Annotated in this window: 22 protein-coding genes; 10 read left to right on the top strand and 12 right to left on the bottom strand. The window is 67.2% G+C overall.

What is annotated here, in order from left to right:
* Positions 1-13: 13 nt before the first annotated feature.
* Positions 14-2,401: a CaiB/BaiF CoA-transferase family protein gene (locus tag DQP58_RS00535; RefSeq protein WP_112706577.1), complete on the bottom strand. Its 2,388-nt coding sequence runs from the start codon at positions 2,399-2,401 to the stop codon at positions 14-16.
* 100 nt (positions 2,402-2,501) lie between these two features.
* Between DQP58_RS00535 and DQP58_RS00530 the strand changes: the two genes are divergently transcribed.
* Positions 2,502-3,323: a FadR/GntR family transcriptional regulator gene (locus DQP58_RS00530; protein ID WP_066866638.1), complete on the top strand. Its 822-nt coding sequence runs from the start codon at positions 2,502-2,504 to the stop codon at positions 3,321-3,323.
* Positions 3,324-3,342: 19 nt separating this feature from the next.
* Positions 3,343-4,059 carry an SDR family oxidoreductase gene (locus DQP58_RS00525; protein ID WP_112706576.1) on the top strand — a complete coding sequence of 239 codons (717 nt, stop codon included), beginning with the start codon at positions 3,343-3,345 and terminating at the stop codon, positions 4,057-4,059.
* A gap of 3 nt (positions 4,060-4,062) precedes the next feature.
* Here the strand turns inward: DQP58_RS00525 and DQP58_RS00520 are convergent, their stop codons facing one another.
* A complete protein-coding gene (locus DQP58_RS00520) occupies positions 4,063-4,923 on the bottom strand; it encodes an LLM class flavin-dependent oxidoreductase (protein ID WP_112706575.1) in 861 nt (286 codons plus the stop codon).
* A 75-nt stretch (positions 4,924-4,998) separates the two neighbouring features.
* Here DQP58_RS00520 and DQP58_RS00515 point away from each other — a divergent pair, with 75 nt between their 5' ends.
* From DQP58_RS00515 to DQP58_RS00495, 5 genes are all read left to right on the top strand, one after another.
* Entirely contained in the window at positions 4,999-6,066 is a 1,068-nt protein-coding gene (locus DQP58_RS00515; protein ID WP_112706574.1) for an acyl-CoA dehydrogenase family protein, read from the top strand.
* A gap of 55 nt (positions 6,067-6,121) precedes the next feature.
* Positions 6,122-7,213, top strand: coding sequence for an acyl-CoA dehydrogenase family protein (locus DQP58_RS00510; protein ID WP_205869304.1), 1,092 nt, complete (start codon positions 6,122-6,124; stop codon positions 7,211-7,213).
* On the top strand, positions 7,210-8,367 hold the full coding sequence (locus tag DQP58_RS00505; protein WP_205869299.1) for an acyl-CoA dehydrogenase family protein: 1,158 nt from the start codon (positions 7,210-7,212) through the stop codon (positions 8,365-8,367). The genes DQP58_RS00510 and DQP58_RS00505 overlap by 4 nt, the downstream gene beginning before the upstream one ends.
* Entirely contained in the window at positions 8,364-9,299 is a 936-nt protein-coding gene (locus tag DQP58_RS00500; RefSeq protein ID WP_112706571.1) for an acyl-CoA dehydrogenase family protein, read from the top strand. Before DQP58_RS00505 ends, DQP58_RS00500 begins: the two co-directional genes overlap by 4 nt.
* Positions 9,300-9,381: 82 nt before the next feature.
* Positions 9,382-10,887: a class I adenylate-forming enzyme family protein gene (locus DQP58_RS00495; protein ID WP_112706570.1), complete on the top strand. Its 1,506-nt coding sequence runs from the start codon at positions 9,382-9,384 to the stop codon at positions 10,885-10,887.
* Here the strand turns inward: DQP58_RS00495 and DQP58_RS00490 are convergent.
* From DQP58_RS00490 to DQP58_RS00480, 3 genes are read right to left on the bottom strand one after another with little or no spacing between them, the layout of a single operon-like run.
* On the bottom strand, positions 10,884-12,098 hold the full coding sequence (locus DQP58_RS00490; protein ID WP_112706569.1) for an NAD(P)/FAD-dependent oxidoreductase: 1,215 nt from the start codon (positions 12,096-12,098) through the stop codon (positions 10,884-10,886). The two genes, DQP58_RS00495 and DQP58_RS00490, sit on opposite strands and share 4 nt — an antisense overlap.
* 3 nt (positions 12,099-12,101) lie before the next feature.
* A complete protein-coding gene (locus tag DQP58_RS00485; RefSeq protein ID WP_067142736.1) occupies positions 12,102-12,290 on the bottom strand; it encodes a ferredoxin in 189 nt (62 codons plus the stop codon).
* On the bottom strand, positions 12,287-13,210 hold the full coding sequence (locus DQP58_RS00480; RefSeq protein ID WP_240629494.1) for a metal-dependent hydrolase: 924 nt from the start codon (positions 13,208-13,210) through the stop codon (positions 12,287-12,289). Before DQP58_RS00480 ends, DQP58_RS00485 begins: the two co-directional genes overlap by 4 nt.
* A gap of 357 nt (positions 13,211-13,567) precedes the next feature.
* On the opposite strand from DQP58_RS00480, the gene DQP58_RS00475 reads away from it, so the two are divergent.
* Positions 13,568-14,599: a hotdog fold thioesterase gene (locus tag DQP58_RS00475; protein WP_112706654.1), complete on the top strand. Its 1,032-nt coding sequence runs from the start codon at positions 13,568-13,570 to the stop codon at positions 14,597-14,599.
* 78 nt (positions 14,600-14,677) lie between these two features.
* Positions 14,678-15,883 (top strand): amidohydrolase family protein, encoded by a 1,206-nt coding sequence (locus DQP58_RS00470; RefSeq protein ID WP_112706567.1) that lies wholly within the window; start codon positions 14,678-14,680, stop codon positions 15,881-15,883.
* Here the strand turns inward: DQP58_RS00470 and DQP58_RS00465 are convergent.
* From DQP58_RS00465 to DQP58_RS00445, 5 genes are all read right to left on the bottom strand, one after another.
* Positions 15,875-16,387, bottom strand: a complete 513-nt coding sequence (locus DQP58_RS00465) for a DUF421 domain-containing protein (RefSeq protein WP_112706566.1) — start codon at positions 16,385-16,387, stop codon at positions 15,875-15,877. The genes DQP58_RS00470 and DQP58_RS00465 overlap by 9 nt on opposite strands.
* Positions 16,388-16,658: 271 nt before the next feature.
* The gene (locus DQP58_RS26930; RefSeq protein WP_205869298.1) at positions 16,659-16,820 is read right to left on the bottom strand and encodes a hypothetical protein; all 162 of its coding nucleotides are present in this window, start codon (positions 16,818-16,820) and stop codon (positions 16,659-16,661) included.
* Positions 16,821-16,959: 139 nt separating this feature from the next.
* Positions 16,960-17,283: a hypothetical protein gene (locus DQP58_RS00455; protein WP_112706565.1), complete on the bottom strand. Its 324-nt coding sequence runs from the start codon at positions 17,281-17,283 to the stop codon at positions 16,960-16,962.
* A gap of 1 nt (position 17,284) precedes the next feature.
* Positions 17,285-18,775, bottom strand: coding sequence for a molybdopterin-dependent oxidoreductase (locus DQP58_RS00450; protein WP_112706564.1), 1,491 nt, complete (start codon positions 18,773-18,775; stop codon positions 17,285-17,287).
* 12 nt (positions 18,776-18,787) lie between these two features.
* Positions 18,788-19,288, bottom strand: coding sequence for an oxidoreductase (locus tag DQP58_RS00445; protein WP_112706563.1), 501 nt, complete (start codon positions 19,286-19,288; stop codon positions 18,788-18,790).
* Positions 19,289-19,549: 261 nt separating this feature from the next.
* Here DQP58_RS00445 and DQP58_RS00440 point away from each other — a divergent pair, with 261 nt between their 5' ends.
* Positions 19,550-21,517, top strand: coding sequence for a SpoIIE family protein phosphatase (locus DQP58_RS00440; protein WP_112706562.1), 1,968 nt, complete (start codon positions 19,550-19,552; stop codon positions 21,515-21,517).
* Here DQP58_RS00440 and DQP58_RS00435 read toward each other — a convergent pair.
* Both DQP58_RS00435 and DQP58_RS00430 read right to left on the bottom strand, forming a co-directional pair.
* Positions 21,514-22,758, bottom strand: a complete 1,245-nt coding sequence (locus DQP58_RS00435) for an acyl-CoA dehydrogenase family protein (protein ID WP_112706561.1) — start codon at positions 22,756-22,758, stop codon at positions 21,514-21,516. The two genes, DQP58_RS00440 and DQP58_RS00435, sit on opposite strands and share 4 nt — an antisense overlap.
* A gap of 10 nt (positions 22,759-22,768) precedes the next feature.
* Positions 22,769-23,911: an acyl-CoA dehydrogenase family protein gene (locus DQP58_RS00430; protein ID WP_112706652.1), complete on the bottom strand. Its 1,143-nt coding sequence runs from the start codon at positions 23,909-23,911 to the stop codon at positions 22,769-22,771.
* Positions 23,912-24,052: the final 141 nt, after the last annotated feature.

The following is a 24,052-nucleotide window of genomic DNA, read 5'->3' as shown; positions in this document are numbered from 1 at the left end:
TGCCCTCCACTTCTCATAGGCCCTTGGGTCGGGTCCCGATCACCCCGCCGGTAGCCAGGCGGGTCAGTTCTTCGTCGGTCAGCCCGCACCTTTCGCGCAGGATCTCCTCATTGTGCTCGCCCAGCTTCGGCGGCGGTCGCAGCAGCCACCGCTGCTGGCCGGCGAGCCGGGCGAACGGCGGGCAGGGGTAGAGCCCCACCCCGGTGCTCGCATGATGCAATGCCTCGAAAAAGCCGCGCTCGCGCAGCTGCGGGTTGTCGGTGACCAGCGACGGCGACACCACCGGCGCGGCGGGAATTCCCGCGCCCGCCAACAGCTCCACCGTCGCATCGCGTGGCCGCCCGATGAACCAGTCCGCCAGCCGGCCATCGACGTCGTCGGCTCGACGGTGCCGCCCGGCGACGGTGGACAGCTCCTCGTCGTCGCACCACACCGGTCGGTCCATCAATTCCACCAGCGCCCGCCACTGCGCGTCGTCGCGAACGGTGATCGCGATCCAGTCGTCGGATCCGGCGCACCGGTAGATGTTCTGGATCGCCGTGCCATGACCGCGGTTGCCGCGACGGCTCAACGTCACCCCGAACACTTCGGACTCGATCGCCTGAATCGCGGTGGCGTTGAGCACGGTTTCCAGCATCGGCAGCTCGACCAGCTGGCCGGTCTGAGTGCGTTCGGCGAAGTTCAGCGCGGCCAGCACGGCGAATGCGGCGTGCACACCGGCCAGCGGATCGCAGGCCCCGCGCGGTGCCACCGGAGGCGCGTCGGGCAGGCCGGTCACCCAGGCCAGGCCCGCGATCTGTTCCATGGTGGGCGCGAACCCGACGCGTTCGCGCCACGGCCCCTCGACGCCGAACGCCGGCATCCGGGCGAACACCACTTTCGGGTTGACCTTGCGCAGCACGTCGTCGGTCAGCCCGAATTGCTCCATCACCCGCGGCGAGAAGTTCTCGATCACCACGTCGGCGCCGGCAACCAGCTCGGTGAACAGACCGCGGCCCCGCTCGGACCCCAAATCCAGTGTGACCGAACGCTTGTTGGTGTTCATCGCGTGGAACACCCAGCCGTACTCCCACCAGTCTTCCACGTCGGTGCGCATACCGCCCGAATACCGGATGCCGTCGGGGCGCTGGATCGACTCGATCTTGACGACGTCGGCGCCGAAGGCGGCCAGCAGGTGGGTCGCGGCGGGCCCGGCCCAGAAGGCGGTCAGGTCGACGATGCGGACACCGGCCAGCGGCAGCCCGTCGGGCTCCGGCTCCGCCTCGAATTCCGAACGACGCCAAGGGGAATCGTTGTCTGCCTCGCCGACGAGGGGCGTATCACCCACGGGGCTGGGGGCGCAGGCCGCCATCAGCCAGGGCGGCCGCGGCTGATCGAACCCGGCGGGGTTGGCGACGAAGACCTCGCGCTCGCGCACGTACTCCAGCTCCCGGATAGTGGCACCATTGCCCAGCGCCGCGATCGGCAGCCGGAACAGCTGTCCGAGTTCGACGATCTCCGCGACGGTCCGTTCGGCCAGCCAGGGACGGATCTGTTCGCGGATCAGGTCGCGGTATTGCCACCGGCCGATCTGAAACCGCAGCTGTTCGATCTCCTCCAGCTGCGGGCATTCCACCATCGCGGCGAAATCGAGCCACTGTTGACCGGTGACCATGGTGATCCCGACGTAGCCGTCCTTGGCGGGTTCGATCGAGGGGACCTCGGTGGTGCGCCCGATCGGCGGGACGCGCAGCAGCTGGGAATGCAGCCATTCACTGCTCTGCATCGTGGTCAGCGCTTCCAGCATGGACAGGTCCAGGTGCTCGCCGGGACCGCCGCGCTCGACGCGGCGGCGCAGGGCCAGGGTGCCGAAGGCGGCGAACACGCCGCCCATGTACTCGCCGAGATCGCCGCCGATGGCGATCGGCGGACCGGCGGGGTCGCCGCGGAAGCCGGGCGAGCCGGCCCACGCCTGCAAGGTGAACTCGGTGGCGGCCCGGTCCGCGTAAGGTCCGGCCCAGCCGAAGTCGGAGATGGTGACGATGATCGCCCGCGGCGAGTGTTCCAGCAGTCGTTCCGGATCGATGCCCAGCGTCGCGGCGCGCGCGCGGCCGGCGGTCACGACGATGACGTCGGCGCCGGCCAGTTCGTCGCGGTAGCGCTGCGAGTCCGGAGCGAACGTCACGCTGCGCTTGCCCGCGTTGAGGTAGCTGAAGAACGGCGCGGCGCGCCCCCGGGCAACCGGGGACCCGCTGGCGGTGTAGCTCCGCAACGAATCCCCTTGTGGTGGCTCGATTTTGTGCACCTGCGCGCCGACGTCGAGCAGCAGCTTCCCGCAGTAGCTGCCGGCTATCCGGTCACTGATCTCGACGACACGCAAATCGTGTAGCGGTGTCGGCCGGCTGTCGGCCCGCTCGCTCAATTACACCCGCCCTTCCGATCGGCATGCGACCAGAGAAGCTATTTATATCATTACTGCTAAAATAGCTAAGCCAGCGAGTTGCTTGTGTTTTGAGGATCGGATGACCGCCTTGGGAATTGGCCCCGACGCCCGGCGCCGGTTGTCGGCGCCGCGGATCGCCGAAATCGTAGCCGACGAGCTGCGCCGTCAGATCATCGACGGTGAACTCGCGGACGGGGATCTCTTGCCACGCCAAGAGGTGCTCGTCGAACAGTTCAACGTGAGCTTGGTGTCGCTGCGCGAAGCCCTGCGGATTTTGGAGACCGAGGGGCTGGTTTCGGTGCGGCGGGGCAACCGTGGCGGCGCCGTCGTGCACGCCCCGGCCAAGACCAGCGCCGCCTACATGCTCGGGTTGTTGTTGCAGAGCGAGTCCGTGGAACTCGCCGACCTCGGCATGGCCCTGCAGGAACTCGAGCCCGCCTGCGCCGCCCTGGCCGCTCGCCGGCCGGACCGAGCGAGCACCCTGGTACCCGAACTCACCCGGATCAACGAGTCGATGGCCGAAAACCTGGACGATGGACGGCTTTTCACCGAAATCGGGCGTGAGTTCCACGACCACGTCGTGCGCGGTTGCGGCAATCACACGATCATCGCTGTCGTCGGCAGCCTCGAGACACTGTGGAGCAGCCACGAACGACAGTGGGCCGACGAGAGCGCGTCCCGGGGCACCTACCCGTCGCTCACTCAGCGCCGCGCGGTGCTCAACACCCACGTCAAGCTCACCGAGACGATCGCCGAGGGCAACGTCGATCGGGCTCGCCGCATCGCGGGCCGGCACCTGGCCGACACGCAGACCTACGTCCTGTCGGGTCAGCACGATCAGCGCATCTACGCGCTCTCCCCGCAGGCGTTGTCGCGGCCGCGGGACATTCGGCACTCCTGAAGGGCGGCCTGCAACGGTCATGCGAACCGCATTGGTCACCGGCGGTAGCGGCGGGATCGGAAAAGGGTGCGCCCGCAAGCTGGTTGAGCGCGGATACGACGTGGTCCTCGCCGCGCGCCGTGAGGCCCCACTGCGGGCCGCCGCCGAGGAGATCGGTGCCCGCCACATCGTCGCCGACGCGTCCGACCCGAGCGGATTCCCCGCTGCCATAGGCACATTGGAGGCGATCGATCTCGTCGTTCACGCGGCCGGTGCGCTCGGGGGTACCTACGCACGCAAGCAGACCTTCGAGCAGTGGCAGGCCATCATGTCGGCCAACCTGGATTCGTGCTTCGTGGTGACGTCGGCGGTCCTGCCGAAGATGTCGGCGGGCTCGCGGCTGGTGTTCATCTCGTCGTCGGCCGCACACGAGCCGATGCCGGCCCGCACCGCCTACTCCGCGTCTAAGGCCGGGATGAACGCATTCGCGCGAGCCCTGGCGCTCGAGGTCGACCGCGACGGCATCAGCGTGCACATCGTCACGCCGGGCCCGGTGGCCACCGAGATGCTGCAGGACGTCCCCTTCGAGATGTATGCGATTCAGGTGGCGGACGTCGCCGAGGCGGTCGCCTGGCTGGACACAGTCGACCCGTCGGTCGATCTGCCCGAGATCCGGCTGTCGGCCGTGGAACGCGGCCCGTTCGCGCGACCGCCGGTCGTACCGACCGAAGCCCGGCGCCGCGCGCAACGCGGCTGAGGCCTACGGCGCCGGAAAAGCTTTGATCACCGATTCGCCGAACTCGTGCAAGGACTCCGGGGCGGCGAAGTCGGCGAACCACACGTAGAACCGCTCTACCCGCTGGGCGGCCAAACCACTGAAGTGTCCGATCAGCTCGTCGGCGTCGCCGCAGACCAGCCCCGATCCGAGGTTGCCGAATCGCCGGGTGCTGGCCTCGCGCACGGTATCGGGATCACCGCCGGACCGCACGAAGCCGACCATCTGCTGAATCGACGTTCGGGCCGTCCCCGCGGCGGCGGCGAGCTTGGGCAGCCGGTCGAGCTGGTGCGCCGGCAGATTCCACCAATCCGCGTGCTCGCGAACGAGTTCCATCATCATGGGACCACTCCCACCCAGGACCAGCGGTATCGGGTGGGATCTCGGCGGCGCTTGCGGGGCCGGGCCGGATCGCTCGTCGCCGTCGCCCCAGTAGTGCTTGAGCAATCTCAGATGCCGCCCGAGTTGTTCGACCCTGGACCGCGGATCCTGTTGGCCGACATCGAATCTGGTGAATTCCGACGGCCATGATCCCGCGCCGAGGCCCAACTCGAACCTGCCCTCCGACGCCTCGGACAACGTGACGGCCTGTTTGGCGAGCACGGCAGGGTGCCGAAACGCGTCACACAGCACCAGATGTCCGATCCGCAAGCGCTCTGTCTTGGCCGCCACCCAGGTGGCAATGCCCATTGCCTCCCAGATGCTTTCGTCGGGCAGTCCGGGCGCCTCGAGGTGATCGATGAAGGCGATTCCGTCGAAGCCGCTGGCCTCGGCGTGACGTGCCCGGTCCGCGATGTCGGCCGCCGATAATCTCACCTGGGGCAGGAACAGATACCACTCGGCCATGCGCCACCTCTACGTCGGATCCGTGCGATTGCGACGGCACGGCTAGTTTATTATCTTTACTATGTTAGAGGTCTTATGGATGTCGGACTGAACTCGGAGCAGCTGTCGCTGCGCGACACCGTACGCGACATATTACGTACGGAGTGTCCACCCGACGTCGCGCGTCAGGCGATCACCGATCCCGAGCGCTGGCGCACGCTGTGGAAGACGGTCGTCGATCTCGGCTGGACCGAGCTGGCCGCGCCGGGCGGTGACTACGGACCGGTCGAGCTGGCCCTGGTTCTCGAGGAGTGCGGTGCAGTGCTGGCCCCAATTCCGTTGCTGGGCAGCGTAGGTCTGGCGGGGGGCCTGCTGCGCAACACCGGGCTCGACGCGGTGCTGACCGACATCGCCGGCGGTGTCGTGGCAACCCTGGCGGTTCACGCCCAGGGATCCCGACTGCCCGGGGCACCCATGACATTGCGTCAAGGACACCTGCGCGGCACGGCGGTTGCCGTCCCCAACCTGTCGCGCGCCGAACTCGTCGTCACGCTGGCCCGTTGCGACGACGGTGACACCGTGGCGGCGGTCGCGCGCTGCGGCGACGGCGTCACCGCGGTGCCGGCGGCCGAATCCACCGATCCCGCTCACCCGTTGGCCGGCGTCGAGATCGACGCCGAGCCCGTCGCGGTGGTGCCCGTCGACCTCGATTCGGCATTGACGGCGCCCTGGGTGGCCGCGGCCGCCGACTTGCTGGGCGTGGCGAGCGCCGCACTGCACCGCTCGGTCGAATACGCGAAGTCACGGCGCCAGTTCGGCCAGCCGATCGGCGCGTTCCAGGGCATCAAACACGCGCTGGCGGACAACTACGTCAGCATCGAACGCGCCCGCAGCCTGACCTACGCCGCGGCGGCGCGCCTTGCCGACCGGGACACGCCCTCGACCGACATGTGGACCGCCGCGGCGTTGGCCAAGGCGGCGGCCAACGACGCGGCGGCCAGTTGCACGCGCACGGCCGTCCAGGTGCACGGCGCCCTGGGACAGACCTGGGAGCACGACGCCCACCTCTACGTCAGGCGCGCCTGGCAGGGCGCCGCCCTGCTGGGCGACAGCCGCGCCCTGTATTACGAGGTGGGGCGCCGATTCTGTGGGGGTGCCGCGTGAGCCGCACCGGCGACGATGCAGAGCGCAGCGATGAGGAGCGGTGCCCGTGAGCCCCGTGGTGAACGAATTCGGCGCCTGGCTGGCGGAGTTTCTGCCCGACGACTACTACGCGAATTATCGGCAATACCGCTGGGACCTGAGTTTGCGGCGCGGTTATCAGCGGGCCTCGTTCGAGGCTGGGTGGCTGCAGCCGACCTGGCCCCGCGAGCACGGCGGCCGATCGCTGGGCCTGCGCGACGCCATGGAGGTCCGGATCGAGGCGGCGCTGCGGTCCGCACCCAAGCTCCCCAACATCGCGGGGCCCGGCGTCGCCGCGCCGGGCATCCGGCAATTCGGCACACCCGCCCAGATCGAGCGTCTGCTCGTCCCGCTGCTGCGAGGCGACGAGTGGTGGGCGCTGGGCATGTCCGAGCCCGAAGCGGGGTCGGATTTCGCCGGCCTGCGCACCCGCGCGGTGCGCGAGGGCGACGTGTTCCGGGTCAACGGCCACAAGATCTGGACCACCCAGGCGCACCTGTCGCGGTGGTGCACCCTGTACGCCCGCACCGATCCCGACGCGCCGAAACACCGTGGCATTTCGTGCCTCATCCTCGACCTGCAGTCGCCCGGGGTCAGGATCGAACCCATCCGGATGTCGTCGATCTCCGATGAGACGTTCTGCGAGGTCTTCCTCGACGACGTCGAGGTGCCGGCGGAGAACCTGCTGGGACCGCTCAACGGCGGCTGGAACGTCGCCATGTCGTCGCTGCAGCACGAACGCCAGATGATCTGGATCATGAACTGGGTCGAGATCAAACGCGGGCTCGACTCGGTGCGCGTCGCCGCGGACTCGAGCCACGACGTGTACGGCGAACTCGGTGCACTGCTGGCGGACGCCGAAGCGTTGCGGGCCACCGGTTATCGCGCGCTGGGCAACGAACTGGCGGGTCGGCCCAGCCCGGAAGCCGACACCATGAAACTGCTCGGATCGCTGACCTTGCAGCGGGTTTGGGAACTCAGTGCGGCCGCGGCGGGCCCGGATTCGGCCACCGACCCGGATCTGCTGTTCGAACGCCAGGACGCGCTGGCCGCGACCATTTACGGCGGGACGTCGGAGGTCCAGCGCAACATCATCGCCGAGCGCCTGCTCGGGCTGCCGAAGGGATGACGACAATGGATTACGACCTCGGCGACGACGCCGGGCAACTGCGCAGCCACCTGCGCGAGCTGGTTGCCAACCACATCCCCGCCGACTTTCTGGGCGCCTGCACCGAAAACCCGCAGGACCTCGCCACCACCGAGACGTTCTGCAAGCTGCTGGCCACCGAGGGGCTGCTGGCGTTGGCGTGGCCGAAAGAGCATGGCGGCGGTGGTGGTTCGGTCTGGCAGCAGACGGTGCTGCGCGAGGAGATGTGGGCCCAGCACGAGCCGCGCGGGCCGCAGTACATGGGGATCAACTGGGTCGGGCCCGCGCTCATGCGGTACGGGACGGCCGAACAGAAGGCCAAGCATCTGGCGGCCATCGCCTCCGGGGACGTGATCTGGTGCCAGGGCTTTTCTGAGCCGGAGGCCGGCACCGACCTGGTGTCGTTGCGCACCCGTGCCGTCGCCGACGGTGACGGGTGGCGCATCACCGGCCAGAAGGTGTGGACGTCGTACGCGCTGATGGCGTCCTGGTGCGTGCTGGCGGCCTGCACCGATCCCGAAGCCCCAAAGAACAAGCGGCTCACCCTTTTTCTCATTCCGATGGATCGGGCCGGATTCACGGTCCGGCCGATCCCGTCGATGCTGGGACCGCACCACCTCAACGAGATGTTCCTGGATGACGTGCAGGCGTATCCCGGCGACGTGCTCGGCGAGGTCGGCGACGGCTGGCGGGTGATGCGCGAAGCCCTGGCGTTCGAGCGGGTGGGCATCGCGCGCTACGCGCGCTGCGAATCGCTGCTCGAACGCATGCGCGCCCAACTCGGCGACGACTGGGACCAGCTGCCCGAGACGATCCGTACCCGCTGGGTGCGCGCCCTCGTCGACCTGCGGGTCGCCCGGCTGCTGGCCTATCGCGCCGTGTCACTTCAGGACGATCCGGCGGCCGGGGCGGCCGCCAGCGCCGCACGCATCATCACCACCACGTGCGATCAACTCGTCGCCGAGCTGCTGTTCGACGTGCTGGGCCCCACGGCGCTGGACAGCGGGAGCGCCGCGGCGCTGCACGGAGCGATCGAAGACCATTGGCGCTACGCGCAGGCGGCCACGGTGGCATCGGGCACCATCGAGGTGCAGCGCATGCTGGTGGCACGAGACGTATTGGGAGAACACAGGTGAAAACCGATCTGCCGCAAGACATCAGCGATTTCGCGACCGTCGCGGGTAAGCGTTTGACCCGATTGGGCGGACCGCCGGCCGCGCTGCGCGCCGAGACCGACGACACCATCCGGGATGCGGCGCGCACCGCGCTCAACGACGTCGGCGCCTTCGAACTCGACGTGCGTTCGGAGCCGGATGACCTGCTGGCCGCAGCGGTGCTGTGTCAGGCCGCCGGCGCCACCGTGCTCCCCTATCCGTTGGTGGAGGAGCTGCTGGCGATCGACGGCGCACGCCTGACCCTGGTCAATCCGAAAGCCCCGCGCATCGACCACGGCGATCTGGCCGGTGAGTGGGTCGCTGCGGACCTGGACGGCAATCGGTACCGGCCCCAGCCGGGGTCGCGGACCGGCGCCAAGCTCGGGCCGTTCCTGGTTCCGGCGACCTTGAGCGCACCCGATGCGAGCGTGCCCGCCGGTGACGTTAACCTTCATCTCGTGCTGGGATCATGGCGGATTCTGGGGGCGGTGCAGCAATCGCTGCGGGTGGTCACCGAGCACGTGCGCGCCCGGATCCAGTTCGGCAAGCCGCTCGCGGACTTCCAGGCCGTCAGGTTCGCCGTCGCCGATGCCGCCGTCGCGGTCCGCGGACTGCACGAACTCGCGAAGTTCACCATCTGCCGGCCGGAATCGCTTGTCGCACAGATCCACTCGGCCGACGCCCTGATTCTTCGGCTCAAGGCCGCCGACACGGCACGACAGGTGATGCGTACGTCGCACCAGTTGCTCGGGGCTCTGGGTTTCTGCGACGAGTCTGACGTCAGCGTCCTCGACCGGCACACCCAGCCGCTGATCCGGTTGCCGCTGGGCACCGAGGAACTCGCCTTGCGCCTGATCCCCTGCGTGTCGGACGGGTCGTTCGAGACGCTGTTCAGTCAGCCGGTATCGGCATGATCCGCGCCGGTGACGATGCAGCGGGGGCACGCCCCCACAAGTGGGAGGTACCCCCGCCCGCTTGCGGGGGAGAGCGGCGCAAATGAACCAAACCCCCGCGGCCGCGGTGATGCCCAATCCGTTCGACGAGGGCATCCCGTTCGGGGTAAAACTGCGGCAGCTGGCCGAAGAACGGCGCGACGATCCGGCCGTGACGATCGTCGCGCTCGACGGCAGCGCGGCCTCGCTGACCTTCGGTGAACTCGATGCCCGCGCCAACCAGTGGGGCCGCGCGCTGGCCGGCCGCGGCGCGCAAACGGGTTCACTTGTAGCACTGGCTATTCCGAACTCCCAGCATCTGGTGCTGGCGACGCTGGGGTGCTGGAAGATCGGCGCGGTGCCCGTCCCCATGCACTGGGATCTTCCCGAGTGGGAACGCGACCGGGTGCGCGACGTCATCAACCCTGTCGTGGTCGTCGACGAACGGAGCCGCTGGGAGCTCGACGCAAGCGCAGCCGGCGAATCCGATGACGCCTTGCCGGTCGCCGTCTCCCCCACCGCCAACGGGATCTGCAGCAGCGGGTCCACCGGCGTGCCGAAGGTGATCCTCAACCTGGCGCCCTCGCTGTGGATCCCGCAGCAGAGCGAACCGTTCCTGTCGAACTGGACACCGGTGGCCCAGCCGCAGACCATCATGGTGCCCGCGCCGATGTATCACACCAACGGCTTCGCCACCTTCCTGATGATGCTCGGTGGCGACCATCTGGTGATACTCGAGAAGTTCGATGCGGCACTGGTTCTCGATGTCATCGAACGGTTCCGGATCACCAACTTCACCGCCACACCCACCATGCTGGCGCGCATCGCGGCCCAACCCGACGTGCGGCAGCGAGACCTGTCCAGCATCGTGTTCATCCTGCAGGGCGCAGCGGTGATGCCGCCGTCGCTGTTGCACACCTGGTTCGATCTGCTCAGTCCCGAGCAGATCGTGACGGCCTACGGCATGACCGAAAACCTCGGGCTCACCGCGCTGCGCGGCGACGAATGGCTAGCCCACCCGGGCAGTGTGGGCCGCGGATTCCGGGACACGGAGATCCGGATTCTGGACGCCGACAAGCGACCGCTGGGTCCCGGCGAAGACGGTGAGGTGTACCTGCGCGCGCCGATGAGCGCGGGATACCGCTATCTGGGCGGAGCGCCGCCGCTGCCGTCGACCGAGGACGGGTTCCGCTCCGCCGGCGACATCGGCCACGTCGACGAGGACGGCTACCTCTACATCGTCGACCGCCGAGTCGACATGATCGTCAGCGGCGGCGCCAACGTCTTTCCGGCCGAAGTCGAGTCGGCGCTTGCCGGCCATCCCGGCATCGCCGACGTCGTCGTGATCGGCCTGGCCGACCCGCAATGGGGGCGCCGAGTGCACGCGGTGGTACAGCGCGCCGACTCCGACGGGGCCGCGCTACTGACCGAACAGCAAGTGATCGAGTACGCGAAGAACCGCCTCGCCCCCTATAAGGCGCCCAAGACCGTCGAGTTCGTCGATGCGATTCCCCGGACCGCGGCGACCAAGGTCAACCGCTCGGCGATGATCGCGGCCCGGGGCGGCTAGTCCGGCGGCAACGGCGGGAATTCGGCGCGCTTTTCGATGGCTCCGCGGTAGGCGTGCACGCGACCCGGGATCGTTCCCAGCACCGCGATGGTGTGGCCGTTACGGCCGTACGCGGCAACGAATTCCCACGAATCGGGATCACCTTCGACGACTTCCAGCGCATCGTATCCTGTTGGCACACCCAGCATCTGGACCTTGACGTCGTATTGATCGGACCAGAAGTAGGGCAGCTCCTCGTAGGTGTCCGCGCGGTCGCGGCCGGCCAGCAGGGTCCGGGCGGCGGCCGCACCCTGACGTCCGGCGTCCTCCCAGTGCTCCGTGCGCAGATGGCGCTCGTAGCGCGGATGCCACCAGCGCGCGACGTCGCCGGCCGCGACGACCGGGACGTCCGCGGCGTCGCCTTCGACCGCGCCCGTGCCATCGCAGACCACACCGTCGTCGACCCGCAGTCCCGTGCCGTCCAGCCAATCGGTCGCAGGAACCACGCCAAGGCCGATGACGACGAGATCGGCCGGCACCTGCGAACCGTCGCTGAGCCGAACCGCCTCGACGCGCCCGTTGCCGACGAATGCGTCGACACCCGAGCCGACCCGCAGGTCCACGCCATGGTCACGGTGCAATTGGGCCCAGTAGGGCGCCAACTCCTTGCCCAACGCGGCGAGCAGTGGGTTTTCGGCCTTCTCGATGAGGACCACGTCCAGGCCCAGGGATCGGCAACTTGCGGCCACCTCCGCGCCGATGAAGCCGCCGCCCACCACCGCCACCCGCGGGCGCGCGCCGAGTCTTTCCCTGATCCCCAGGCAGTCCTCCACCGTGCGCAACGTCAGCACCCCGTCGGGCACCGGACCGCCCGGCCACTCGCGCGGCACCGCGCCGCTGGCGATGACCAGTCCGTCGAATTGCACAGCGAGGTCGTGGTCTTCGTCGCGAACGTGAACGGTACGCGCGGCCATGTCCAGCTTGAGCGCCGACGCCCCGCGCAGCACGCGGGCATCGAGCTCGAACTGGGGCGCGAGGTCGACGCCGGCCCGGTGCACCTCGCCGGTGAGCAACTTCTTCGAGAGCGGCGGCCGGTGGTACGGGGCCTGGCGTTCGGCGCCCACTATGGTCAAGTCACCGTCATACCCTTCTTGTCGCAGGGTCTCCGCCGCCCGCGTCCCGGCCACGCCCGCACCGACGACGACAACCTGCCTGAGCTGATCTGTGGGCATGGGTCAGTCCTGCACCGTGATCGCCCGAGTGGGACACGACACCTCGGCGCCAATCAGCTTGTCCCGCAACGACTCCGGCGGTTGCTCCTGCAGCACGTGAAGTCCGTCCTCTCGCACGTCGAACACCTCATGGCAGATGCTCATGCACACGCCATTTCCGTCGCAGGTGTCCAGATCCACCACAACCTTCATCGGACCTCGGCCTTTCTTGCCGCACCGGTGGAACTTTCGGTGCCTCGAGAACTGTCAGGACCACCCGACTTCGCTTGCGAGCGCGCGCGCTCCTTAGCCGCTTTCGCCACCGGCGAGTAGTTCAGGTAGTCGACCGCCATCTGCGTGGACGCCTCATCGTTGGGATGATGACTGGGCCGCAGGTACCGGACGGGCGTTGTCACCATGAGCTTCCACGGGCCTGGCAACCGGTACTCGCGGGCGGCCCACAGCCAATCGCGCCAACGCCACTTCTGGTCGATCGTGGGGTCTTGGGCCATCAGGTAGCGCGCACCCGCGACCCACCAGGCGATGAACAGCGGCGTGGTAAAGAACATCGAGAACGCCCTGATCCAGTAGTTGCCGCTGACGTGCTGGAACACGTCGTACACCAGCGAGCGGTGCTCGACCTCCTCGGCGCCATGCCAGCGCAGCAGGTCGAGCATCATCGGGTCGGCCTTCGCATAGTCCAGGCCTCGGTTCGTCAGCACCCACTGGCCCAACATTGCGGTGTAATGCTCGAGCGCCGCCACATCGGCCAGCCGTCGATACAGCCACCACCGCTTCATCGCGGGCGGAAACCACCTGGGCGGATCACCCAACGTCAGCGACAACAGCCTGCCGAGCCGGTCGGTGTACGGCTTGGTATCGATGCCCTGCTCGGCCAGATGGTCCAACACCACCTGGTGCGCCCATGCATGCCAGGACTCCTGCTGAATGAACGGTTTGATCGCCGCCTCCAGCTCCGGATCATCGACCAGCGACGACGCTTCGAGGACCGCCTTGATGAAGTGCCGCTCACCCTCGGGCAGCAAAAGATGCAAAACGTTGATCATGTGCGTCGAAAACGGGTCGCCGGGCACCCAATGCAGCGGGGTATCCGACCAGTCGAATCGAACCATCCGTCGATACTTCGGATGTCCCTCGTGGTGAAGTTGGACCTCTGGCATCTCCGAACCCTTCCCTCCTCGACCAACCGCGCTGCGCTGGTCGATTTTCAAAGAAGCGGTCAACTTGTCGAGTCGAACCTCGACCCCCGTCGCTTTTACCGCCCCCGTTGAGGCCGCATTGCGACGAGTACAACCGTTCACTGGGCGCGTACCCGCACCGGCGGCCGGCTATTCGCACCTACGGTGCCGGAGACCTGAGAATTCGCTGCGAGACCCGCCATCGACTTCGCGCAGCGGATTAGGTTGCCAGGCGCGGTAACCTCATTCTCATGGCGCGACCAGCGCGCAATGGAAGGGGACCACTCGCTCATGGCCGACCCTGGTGACGACGTCGAGATCACGCGCGGCGACCGCTTCATCAAGACGGCCGTGGCGATACTGGGCGAAACGGGACGCACCGACTTCACCGTTCAGGAGGTCGTCACACGGTCCAAGACGTCGTTGCGCGCCTTCTACCAACACTTCAGCAGCAAGGACGAGCTGCTGCTGGCGTTGTTCGACCGAACCATCGCCCAATCGGTCAAGACGTGGCGCGCGGAGACGACGGGACTGGACAGCACCTCGGCGCTGAAGCTGTTGATCGACCGACTCAGCCAGCAGCCGGAATCGAGCACCCAGCACAGCCTCAACCGCGCGTTGACGCTCTACAACCAGCACCTGGCCGAGACCCGGCCCCGCGAATACGCCCGGGTGCTCTCTCCCCTGCACGGCTTGATTCGCGACATCGTCGGGCAGGGCATCACCGAGGGGGTCTTCAACCCCGGATTGGACGTCGGCGCGGCGGCCGCCATCGTCATGCAGACGATGATGGGAGCGCAGCGATTGCATTGGCTCGGTTCGGAATTGAACGGAACACCGGTCGACGCCGGCCAGCTGTACGACTTCTGCTCCCGCGCCCTGGGCATCCGCGACACCGACGAAGAATCGACCGCCCCGTCGCTGGCCGAGCTGTTCGGCCAGATCGGCATGCGCCCCACCACCCGCAACGGCCAATTCGCCATGACCATGCCGGTCAGCCCCGCGGTCGTCAACACCTCCGGCGCGCTGCAGGGCGGCCTGATCGCCACGCTCGTGGACGTAGCGGGCGGACAATTCGGGCTGGACTACCTACAGCCGGGCACCACGATGACCACCGCGGATCTGTTCATCCGCTACCTGCGGCCGGTCCGGCAGGGGGCGGCCTTCGCGGTGCCTACGATGCTGCGGTCCGGACGACGCGCGATGGTGATGCAGGTCGACATCTACGGCGACGGCGACGACGAACTGCGCGCCACGGCCACCGTGAATTTCGCCGTCATCGACGGCGTCACCCCGACGGGCGGGCTGCGGGCCGACGGCTGAACCGCTATACCCCTATTGCGCACAAGTGGTAACGTCGTTACCACAGGTGAGAATTGAGACTTCTGCTAGGAGATCGCCATGCCGTCCCGGGAACTGCCCTTCCCCGTCTTCGACGCGGACAACCACATGTACGAGCCGCAGGAAGCGCTGACCAAGTTCCTGCCGGATAAGCGCAAGCACGTCATCGACTACGTGCAGGTCCGCGGCCGCACCAAGATCGTGGTGCGCGGGCACATCAGCGAATACATTCCGAACCCGACGTTCGAAGTGGTGGCTCGCCCGGGCGCCCAGGAGGACTACTTCCGCAACGGCTCACAGGGCAAGAGCTACCGCGAAATCCTCGGCGAGCCAATGAAAGCCATTCCCGCATTCCGGGAACCGGGTGCGCGCCTGGAGGTCATGGACGAGCTCGGCATCGACTTCGCGCTGATGTTCCCGACCCTGGCCAGCCTGGTCGAAGAGCGCATGAAGGACGACCCGGAGATGACCCATGACGTCATCCACGCGCTCAACGAGTGGATGTACGAGCAGTGGTCGTTCAACTACTCCGACCGCATCTTCGCCACCCCGGTGATCACGTTGCCGATCGTCGACCGCGCACTCGAGGAACTTCAGTGGTGCCTGGAGCGCGGCGCGCGCACGGTGCTGGTCCGCCCGGCGCCGGTGCCCGGCTACCGCGGCAGCCGGTCGTTCGGCCTCGAAGAGTTCGACCCGTTCTGGCAGGCCTGCGTGCGCGCCGAAATCCCCGTCTCCATGCACGCCTCGGACAGCGGTTACTCGGAGCTGCTCAACATCTGGGAGCCCGGCGACGAATTCCTGCCCTTCAAGCCGACCGCGTTCCGCAGCCTGGCCATGGGTCACCGGCCCATCGAGGACGCTTTCGGCGCCCTGATCTGTCACGGTGCGCTGACCCGCAACCCCGACCTGCGGATCCTGTCCATCGAGAACGGCGCCGACTGGGTGCCCACCCTGTTCAAGGGCCTCAAGGGCGTCTACAAGAAGATGCCGCAGGCCTTCGCCGAGGACCCGATCGAGACGTTCAAGCGCTGCGTCTACGTCAGCCCGTTCTGGGAGGACCGGTTCAGCGAGATCGTCAACATGGTCGGCACCGACCGGGTGGTCTTCGGATCCGACTGGCCGCACCCCGAGGGCCTCAAAGACCCGATCACCTTCGTCGACGAACTCGCCGAGTTCAGCGACGAGGACAAAGCAAAGATCATGGGTGGCAACCTGATGAAGCTGATGAAGGTCTCGGCGCCCGCCAAGAAGCCGGTCTCAGCCTGATCGCTGCCCGCCGTCCGGCGGCCCCGCCTCGCCGAACACCGAGACCACACCCTTCGTCTCGAACACCGCGAGGCGCACGTCACCGGGCGCTCGCTGCCCGTGCTGGCGCAATATCGCGTCCAGGTCGCCACGAGTCAGCCTGCAGCGCTTCAGGTTTGCCTCGTCGACCTTGCCGTCCCTGATCAGCACCCGCACCGGAGGGTCGACCAGCCGGCGCATCCACGGGACAAAGCGCAGCCGCGCGACCAGATCGTGGCCGGCGATCAGGGTGAGCAGGGCCGCGGTTCCGGTGCACCACGAGGTGTCGGCGGCCGTCGCGGTCCGGCCGACGATGGCGCCGACGGCGACCGCCGTCACCCAGTCGAACGGCGTGAACTCGGCGATGGTTCGCCGCAACACGAGACGGAAAGCCGTTACGGCGGTTGCGAATAGCGCGAGCGCCTTGAGCGCCGCGTAGGCGGCCGGCTGCCATCCATTGAAAAACTGATTCACTAAATCACTCATGTCCCTCATCCCCACCGAACCGTACGGCGGCGCCGCAGGGGACGCCCATGTCGGAAGGAAATGCTCGGCAAGTACCCTCGGCGGCCCCAGGCAAACCGGTGGTCGCCGCACCAAGCAAGCGCCGGCCCTTCATCGCGCATTCTGCGACTTGCAGATAAAGCGCATTTCACCGCAGGAACGGGGTATACGCCAACGTGGCGCTGGTTCTGCGGTTCTTCGTACGCGTCGGCGCCCGGAAACGATGGAGGGCAGCAGGGTGGCATCCCCCGAATCAACGCCGGTCGATATCGACGACGACGTCGCGGTCCTCACCGAGCAGATCGACGCGCTCAGGCAACTCGGACAGCGCGACGACGTCGATGACGAAGAGGTATACGACCTCAACATCCGGTGGGGCACCGCGCTGGCGGGACGGCTGCCGCGCGTGGCGCACTACAGTTCGCTGGGCCAACTCGGCGAGGACGATCAGCGGCGGTTCGATTCGCTGTGCGATCAGCTACGCGAGTTATCGCCTCTGATAGAGCGATTCGACCTGACCCGGCCGAAGCTTCCCGGATCCAGCGGGGGCCAGGCTAGCGGTCGGGGTCATGCTTGGAGGCGTCCGTGGCGCCTGGCACGTAGGTGAGAAAGTCCTTGTCGGACAATCTGATCGCGGTCCGCGGCTTCGCGCAGTCCGGATTGCGACAGGTCAGGGCGACCAGGTAGGCGTCGGCGTCCTCATTCAGAAACAGGTAACCCAGGTACAGGGCGTCGCCCACCGCGAAATCGGTTGCGCCGCACGCTTCACAGTGTCCGCCCTTGGCGCTGACTTGCTCCAGGACGCGATGCCGGGCCACCGAATCCAAGCTGATGAGCTCGGGGCGTACCCCGACCCCCTCGGTCGCCATGTCGGTCATCTCAGATTTCCACGTCCTTGTCGTAGTACACGCGGTCTTCGCGCCAGCCTCCGGTACCCATGCCGATGCCGGCGTAGTCCTCGACGAACTCGATCTGGTTGATCCACTTGGCCATCTTGAATCCCACTTGGGTTTCCACCCGCAGACGCAACGGCGCGCCGTGCTGGATCGGCAAAGGCGTGCCGTTCATTTCGTACGCCAGCAGGGTCTGCGGCTTGTCGGCGAATTCGAGGTCAAGCACCTCGTAGAATTGGCCTCCGCCGTGCGACGCCGGCTCGTCGGTGCTGTTGTTCTGCATGGTCAGGAAGCAGACGTAGCGCGCCTGGGGCAGCGGCCGCACCAAGTCCACCAGCTGACGCAGATGGACTCCGGTCCACTGGCCGATGCTGGTCCAACCTTGGACGCAATTGTGCATCACGCACTGGGTTTCCGACTCGGCGAGGGCCCGCAGCGCGCTCAGGTCCAGGGTCACCGGGTTTTCCACCAGTCCACCGACCCGCAGTCGCCAGTCCACGAAGTTGTGCACCGCCATCACCTTGTATTCCATGCTGGTGGGCGGCTTTCCGTTGACGCGGTGCTGCTGGGAGATCTTGTGGGCCGGATAGTTCTGTCGTGAATTGAGCGGCCGCAACAGCAGACGACGAGCGGCGGTGACCACCGCCCCCAGCACCCGCTGCACCGACCGCGGGTTGCGCAGGCTCCAAATCGTGGCCGCCACATGGATGCCGATGATCGCCGCAATGATCATCAGGGAGATCGCGGTCGACCAGTAGGTGTTGCGGACAGCGCCGAAAATCATTGCGGCGGTGAGCCGGCCCCAACCCCAGAAGAAAATCATCGACAGGTGAATCGCGATGAAGACGAGGAAGGCGACCAGACCCAAGAAGTGCAAGCTGCGCGCCCATTGGCGACCGCCCCACATCTGCACGTACCACGGGAACCGCGCCTCGATCGCCGGCGACTGAGCGGCCCCGGTCAGGATCTGAAACGGCGCAAGGATGAAGATGACTCCCGCGTACGTCAGCTTCTGCATGGCGTCCAGCGGCTCGCCGGGCAGCACCGGCGGAAGGTTGAACGACAGATACGTGACGATGTCGTCCCACGCTTCGGGGAAAATAGACCATGAGGCGGGCCAGTAGCGGTGCCATTGGCCGGTGGCGAACAACAGGATGTAGTACGACAGGCCCAGCAGGATCCAGCCGATCACCACGAAGAAGTGCCAGTGGCGGCCCACGCCCAGCTGCGCGCGGCCGGGCAGGGAGATGAACGGGCTGTAGTCCTCTTCTTCGTCAAGGGTGTCGTAAATCCTGTCCCGCGGCATGACCTTTCGGGTAAAGCGGGCCCACTCCGAGCCCGGCTTGCTGTCGTCGTGCCAGTACAACTTCGGGTGGGTGGCCAGGATCTCGAGACCGCTGCGCAGGATCAGCGTCACGAAGAGCACGTTCAGCCAATGATCGATGCGCAGCCATACCGGATAGTCCAACGTCGTCATGCCCGGGCCCCGTCAGTCATACCACTGCTGGCTGTGCGGATAGGCGACGTTGATGCCGGACAGCACGGTCGTGTGCACGGCGATGAACGCCGCCGAGCACACCATCGCCAGCGTTCCCGGCGCGAAGTCCCATCGGGCGGTCACCGCTTCCAATCCCGGCGGGCCGATCCACCGGGTGAGGACATACACGACGAGAAAGGTCGAGCAAATCAGGCTGCCGAAATACCAACCGCCTTGGGGCACTGAGGGTTTGATGCCGATCAGCATGGCGCTCGCGGCGATCAGGCAGGCGACCGCCAACACGATGACGTACGCCGCGAAATACCCGGGCAGGTACGGCCGGCTGGCCAGCACGTAGACGTGCACCGCAACCAGGCCCGTCAGCAACGTCGCGCCCAGCGCGGTCACCGCGCGGGGCAGGTTGAATGCCACCCAGCCGTTCAAGGTGAGCACTGGTGACGCCAGCAGGCGCCGCCAAAGCGCCGTCGCGCGTCGAGCCACGAGATCGGCCACGACAGCGAGGTACCCGCGCCAAACCGGCCGCAAACGGAGCCGTTTACGCGTCAAGGGACGCGATCTTCGCAGACGTCAATTGCATTTGCCAACCGAATTAGCCGACACAATTCACAGCGGTAACCAAACCGTTGCATTACGCAGCCAAGAACCATTGCTAATGTGAACAACTACGTGTGCAAATTAGGTCAACCGATTGACCCGGTTTTCGAGTCGGCCCTTGGTTGGCGGGCCGCTCGGAGCTGCTAGGAGGACGGCCAGATGGTGGCCGAAAAAGACTGGGACAGAACCGTCGGTGCGGCCGAGGACGTGCGCCGCGTCTTCGAGAACGTCCCCGCGCTGTTGGTCGGGCTCGAGGGGCCCGACCACCGATTTGTCGCGGTCAACGCGGCGTACCGCAAACTCAGTCCGCCGATTGACTCCATCGGGCTATTTGTGCGCGACATCTATCCCGAGCTGGAGAGCCAGGAAATCCTTCACATGTTCGACCGGGTATATCAAACGGGCGAGCCACAGTCGGGCACGGAATGGCGGGTCCAGGCCGACTTCGACGGGGCGGGGCAGGCGCAGGAACATTTCTTCGACTTCATCGTCACGCCGCGCCGGGCGGAGGACGGCTCGATCGAAGGCGTGCAGCTTGCCTTCGTCGACGTCACCGGCCGCGTGCAGACGCGAATGGCCGCCGAAGCGCGCCTCGAGGAACTCTCCGAGCGGTACCGCAACGTCCGCGATTCCGCCACCGTCATGCAGCAGGCACTGCTGGCACCCTCGGTGCCCGTAACCCCCGGCGCGGACGTGACCGCGCAGTACCTCGTCGCCGCGGAGGACACCGCGGCCGGCGGCGACTGGTTCGACGCGATACCGCTCGGCGACCGGCTGGTGCTCGTCGTCGGTGACGTCGTCGGCCATGGCGTCAAAGCGGCCGCGGTGATGTCGCAGCTGCGTACCGCGCTGCGGATGCAGGTCGTTGCGGGATACCCGATCGCCGAAGCGCTCGAGGCCGTCGACCGATTCCGCAAGCACGTCCCCGGCTCCAACACGGCCACCATCTGCGTCGGCTCGCTGGACTTCGCCACCGGCGAATTCCGGTACTGCACGGCGGGACACCCGCCGCCGCTGCTGGTGTCGGCGGACGCCACCGCGCGCTACCTCGAACCATCGGGCGCAGGACCCCTCGGCAGCGGCACCGGTTTTCCGGTGCGCACCGAATTCCTCGACGTGGGCGACTCGATCCTGCTCTACACCGACGGTTTGATCGAAAGACCCGGCCGGCCACCGGGCGCCAGCACCGCCGAATTCGCCGAGCTGGCCGCGAACATCGCCGGCGGACAACGCGGCTTCGTCATCGAATCCTCGCAACGGGCGATCGACCGCATCTGTTCGGAGACACTGGAATTGCTGCTGCGGTCGACCGGCTACAGCGACGACGTGACACTCCTTGCGGCACAACGCCGGACGGCGCCCGCGCCGCTGCACCTGACACTGGACGCGACGATCCGTGCGGCGCGCACCGTACGCACCCGCCTGCGCCAATGGTTATCGGAGGTGGGCGCCGACGCGGACGACATCTCCGATGTGGTGCACGCGATCTCGGAGTTCGTCGAAAACGCGGTCGAGCACGGGTATGCCACGGAGGTCACCGACGGCGTTGTGGTGGAGGCGACGCTGTCCGGCGATGGCAACCTGCACGCCTCGGTGAGCGACCGCGGCCGGTGGAAGGATTACCGCGAGGGCGAGACAGGGCGTGGGCGTGGCCTTGCCATGGCCGAGGCTCTGGTGTCGGAAGCGCACGTCCGCCACGGAACCGAGGGAACGACCGCCAGTGTGACGCACCGCCTCTCGCGACCGGCGAGTTTCGTCACCGATTCCGTGATCAGCCGGGCGGCCGAGCGGCGTACGGTCAACGCGGAATTCGTCTCCGAGGTCAGCGAACCGGGCCGCATCGTGGTCGGTGGCGACGTCGACTCCAGCACCGCATCCATCCTGGACCGTCAGATCGCAGTCGAAAGCCGTTCCGGCGTCGCACCGTTGACGGTCGACCTCAGTGCCGTCACCCACCTGGGATCGGCGGGCGTCAGCGCACTGGCCGCCGCCCGCGAGCGGGCCCAGCGGCAAGGCAGTGAATACGTGTTGGTGGCCCCGCCGGCCAGCCCGGCACACCACGTCTTGTCACTGGTCCAGATCCCGGTGGTGAGCGGCCTGGCCGAGAACGTCGTCGCCGAGGGTTAAGCCCGGTCGGCCCGGTCGCCGTGCCGCACCTGGTTGAATGGCACTGCGCGGTCGGCGGCGTACTCCCGGGGGAAGCCCAGCACCCGCTCGCCGATGACGTTGCGGGCCATCTCGGTGGTGCCGCCGCCGATGGCGACGGTCTGCCGGGACAAATAGCGCAGACCCGTTTCGAGTCCGGCGCCGGTTTCACCGACGACTCCGGCACTTCCCGCGATCGCCAGCGCCGTGTCGACATCGGTCGTCGTGGTCTCGGAGTGAAACAGCCGGATGAGCGTCCCGGCGGCCGGCGGCAGCGCGCCGTCTCTGACGCTGCGGTACACGTGACCGATCAGTTGCTCGGCCACCGCGCGGTGCACCAGGGCGCGACCGGCCATCTCCTGCACGCGTTCGTCGTCGGCCTGCCCGGTTTTCTCCGCAAGGGCCACATAGTCGACCGGAATCGCGTTGCCGCCCTCGCTGCCACCGCCACTGGCGAACTCGGACCCCTGGCCCACCGCTCGGCGCTCGTGGTAGAGCTGCCGCGAGGCCACCGCCCAGCCACCGTTGACCTCGCCGACCACGGCGTCGTCTCCCACGTCCACCCCGTCGAGGAACTCCTCGCAGAACTCGGTGGAACCGCTGAGCATCGTGATGTGCCGCAACGTGATTCCCGGATGCGCGATGGGCACCAGGAACATTGTCAGGCCCTCGTGCTTGGGCACCTCCCAATTGGTGCGGGCCAAACACAGGCCGTAATCGGCGGCGAACGCACTCGTGCTCCAGGTCTTGGCGCCGTTGATGATCCAACGATCGCCGCGGCGCTCGGCGCGGGTGAGGACGCCGGCCAGATCCGATCCGCCGCTGGGTTCGCTCAACAACTGCACCAGCACCTCCTCGCCGCGCAGCGCGGCGGCGATGTGCCGCTTCTTCTGGTCTTCACTGCCGGTGTCGAGCAGCGTGGCGCAGCAGATGGTGAACGTTGGGGTGTTGAGGATCAGCGGCATCTCGTAGTCGAGGGATTCGACGTCGAAGGCCTTCTGGTATTCGTAGTCCAGCCCCAGGCCGCCGTACTCGCGGGGGAAGCAGATGCCGGCGAATCCGCCTTCGTACAACCGCTTTTGCAGTTCCCGGGCTCGCAACCACGACCGTTCGTCGTCACGTAGCGCGGCCGGCGGGGTGTCACGGTCGATGGCGGGCATGTTGGCCGCGAGCCATGCCCTGGCCCGCGCGGCGAACTGCGCAACGGACTCGGTTGACGTCATCTCGTCTTCATCATTTCGCCGAACGACCCGCCTTCTCGAACTCGTACACGCGCAGATTGTGTTCCTCCGGCGTGCCGAACATGCCGCGGTACAACGTGATCCGACGCAGGTACAGGTGCAGGTCGTGTTCCCAGGTGACGCCGATGCCACCGTGCATCTGCACACAGGCCTGGACGATCTGGCCCGCCATCTCACCCACGTAGGACTTGGCGATGCTGGCCGACAGGTTCGCTTGCGGCGCGCGGGCCGCCACGTCGGCGACCGCCGCCGAGGTGGTGGCGCGACAGGCCTCCAGCCAGAGCTTCATGTCGGCGAACTTGTGTTTGAGGGCCTGGTAGGACGCCAGCGGACGACCGAACGTGTGCCGGTCCAGCGCCCACTGCACCGTGAAGTCGAACACCGTCTGCAGAGCACCGACCACCTCGGCGCATTGCAGCACCTGGGCGATCTGGCTCTGGCGCTCGACGAGCGCCGCCGCCTCGTCGGCGGTGCCGACGGCCGCGGAGTGCGGCACCACGACCCCGTCGAAGTGCACGCGGGCGTATTGCTTGACCAGATCGACCGACTGCTGGGGTTCGATCCGGACGCCAGGCGCGTCCGTCGGGACCAGGAACTGACGGATCTGCGCGCCGCTGCGCGCCACCACCAGCAGCACCGCACTCTGGGCGCCCGCCTCGACACGGTCCTTGATGCCGTCGATGCGGTAACCGGATTCGGCCTCGGTGGCCGTCACCGAGGGATTCAGCGGTGCCCAGCCCTGGCCCGGCTCACACACCGCCCACGACGCCACGGTTTCACCGGAGACCAGCGCCTCGATGGTCTCGGCATGCTCGCCGGAATCTGCGCACTCGACAAGCCCGGCGAGCACGGTGCTGACCGGATACAGCGGCCCTGGCGCCACCGTCTTCCCGAGTTGTTCGGCGACCGTGGCCAGGTCGGCGAAGCCGTTCCCCGACACGCTTCCGCCGCCCAACTCCTCCGGGACCAACAGAGCGGTCCAGCCGAGCTCCGCGGCGCGCCGCCACCATGCGGGGTCGAACGAGGTGCCCTCGGCATGCAGCTCCCGCACCCGGCGCAGCGGCGCTTCCTTGTCCAAAAAGGCCTGGGTGGTCGAGGTGAAAAGAATCTTCTCCGGAGAGTCGAGGGTCGTCATGGTGCCGAGGGGATCCTTCTTGACATTCGATCGCTGCGGCTGCAACGGAAACGGTTTGAGTGTTTGATCATCCGCCCGATCGGTCCTCGGTTGGCTGGCGTTTCTGATGTTAGCAACGCCCAATACGGTAAGAGATACCGG

The organism is Mycobacterium colombiense (assembly GCF_003284975.1).
Classification (GTDB): domain Bacteria; phylum Actinomycetota; class Actinomycetes; order Mycobacteriales; family Mycobacteriaceae; genus Mycobacterium; species Mycobacterium europaeum_A.
Note: the sequence above shows the minus strand (reverse complement) of the source record. Positions and strands in the feature narration are given on the sequence as shown.

Bases quoted from the DNA above. Each gene is read 5' to 3' on its own strand.
- DQP58_RS00525 (WP_112706576.1), top strand. From the start codon at position 3,343: ATGCGAACCGCATTGGTCACCGGCGGTAGCGGCGGGATCGGAAAAGGG.
- DQP58_RS00505 (WP_205869299.1), top strand. From the start codon at position 7,210: ATGACGACAATGGATTACGACCTCGGCGACGACGCCGGGCAACTGCGC.
- DQP58_RS00520 (WP_112706575.1), bottom strand. From the start codon at position 4,923: ATGGCCGAGTGGTATCTGTTCCTGCCCCAGGTGAGATTATCGGCGGCC.
- DQP58_RS00495 (WP_112706570.1), top strand. From the start codon at position 9,382: ATGAACCAAACCCCCGCGGCCGCGGTGATGCCCAATCCGTTCGACGAG.
- DQP58_RS00490 (WP_112706569.1), bottom strand. From the start codon at position 12,098: ATGCCCACAGATCAGCTCAGGCAGGTTGTCGTCGTCGGTGCGGGCGTG.
- DQP58_RS00475 (WP_112706654.1), top strand. From the start codon at position 13,568: ATGGCCGACCCTGGTGACGACGTCGAGATCACGCGCGGCGACCGCTTC.
- DQP58_RS00480 (WP_240629494.1), bottom strand. From the start codon at position 13,210: ATGGTTCGATTCGACTGGTCGGATACCCCGCTGCATTGGGTGCCCGGC.
- DQP58_RS00515 (WP_112706574.1), top strand. From the start codon at position 4,999: ATGGATGTCGGACTGAACTCGGAGCAGCTGTCGCTGCGCGACACCGTA.
- DQP58_RS00440 (WP_112706562.1), top strand. From the start codon at position 19,550: ATGGTGGCCGAAAAAGACTGGGACAGAACCGTCGGTGCGGCCGAGGAC.
- DQP58_RS00430 (WP_112706652.1), bottom strand. From the start codon at position 23,911: ATGACGACCCTCGACTCTCCGGAGAAGATTCTTTTCACCTCGACCACC.
- DQP58_RS00450 (WP_112706564.1), bottom strand. From the start codon at position 18,775: ATGACGACGTTGGACTATCCGGTATGGCTGCGCATCGATCATTGGCTG.
- DQP58_RS00455 (WP_112706565.1), bottom strand. From the start codon at position 17,283: ATGACCGACATGGCGACCGAGGGGGTCGGGGTACGCCCCGAGCTCATC.
- DQP58_RS00465 (WP_112706566.1), bottom strand. From the start codon at position 16,387: ATGAGTGATTTAGTGAATCAGTTTTTCAATGGATGGCAGCCGGCCGCC.
- DQP58_RS00485 (WP_067142736.1), bottom strand. From the start codon at position 12,290: ATGAAGGTTGTGGTGGATCTGGACACCTGCGACGGAAATGGCGTGTGC.
- DQP58_RS00530 (WP_066866638.1), top strand. From the start codon at position 2,502: ATGACCGCCTTGGGAATTGGCCCCGACGCCCGGCGCCGGTTGTCGGCG.
- DQP58_RS00470 (WP_112706567.1), top strand. From the start codon at position 14,678: ATGCCGTCCCGGGAACTGCCCTTCCCCGTCTTCGACGCGGACAACCAC.
- DQP58_RS00435 (WP_112706561.1), bottom strand. From the start codon at position 22,758: ATGACGTCAACCGAGTCCGTTGCGCAGTTCGCCGCGCGGGCCAGGGCA.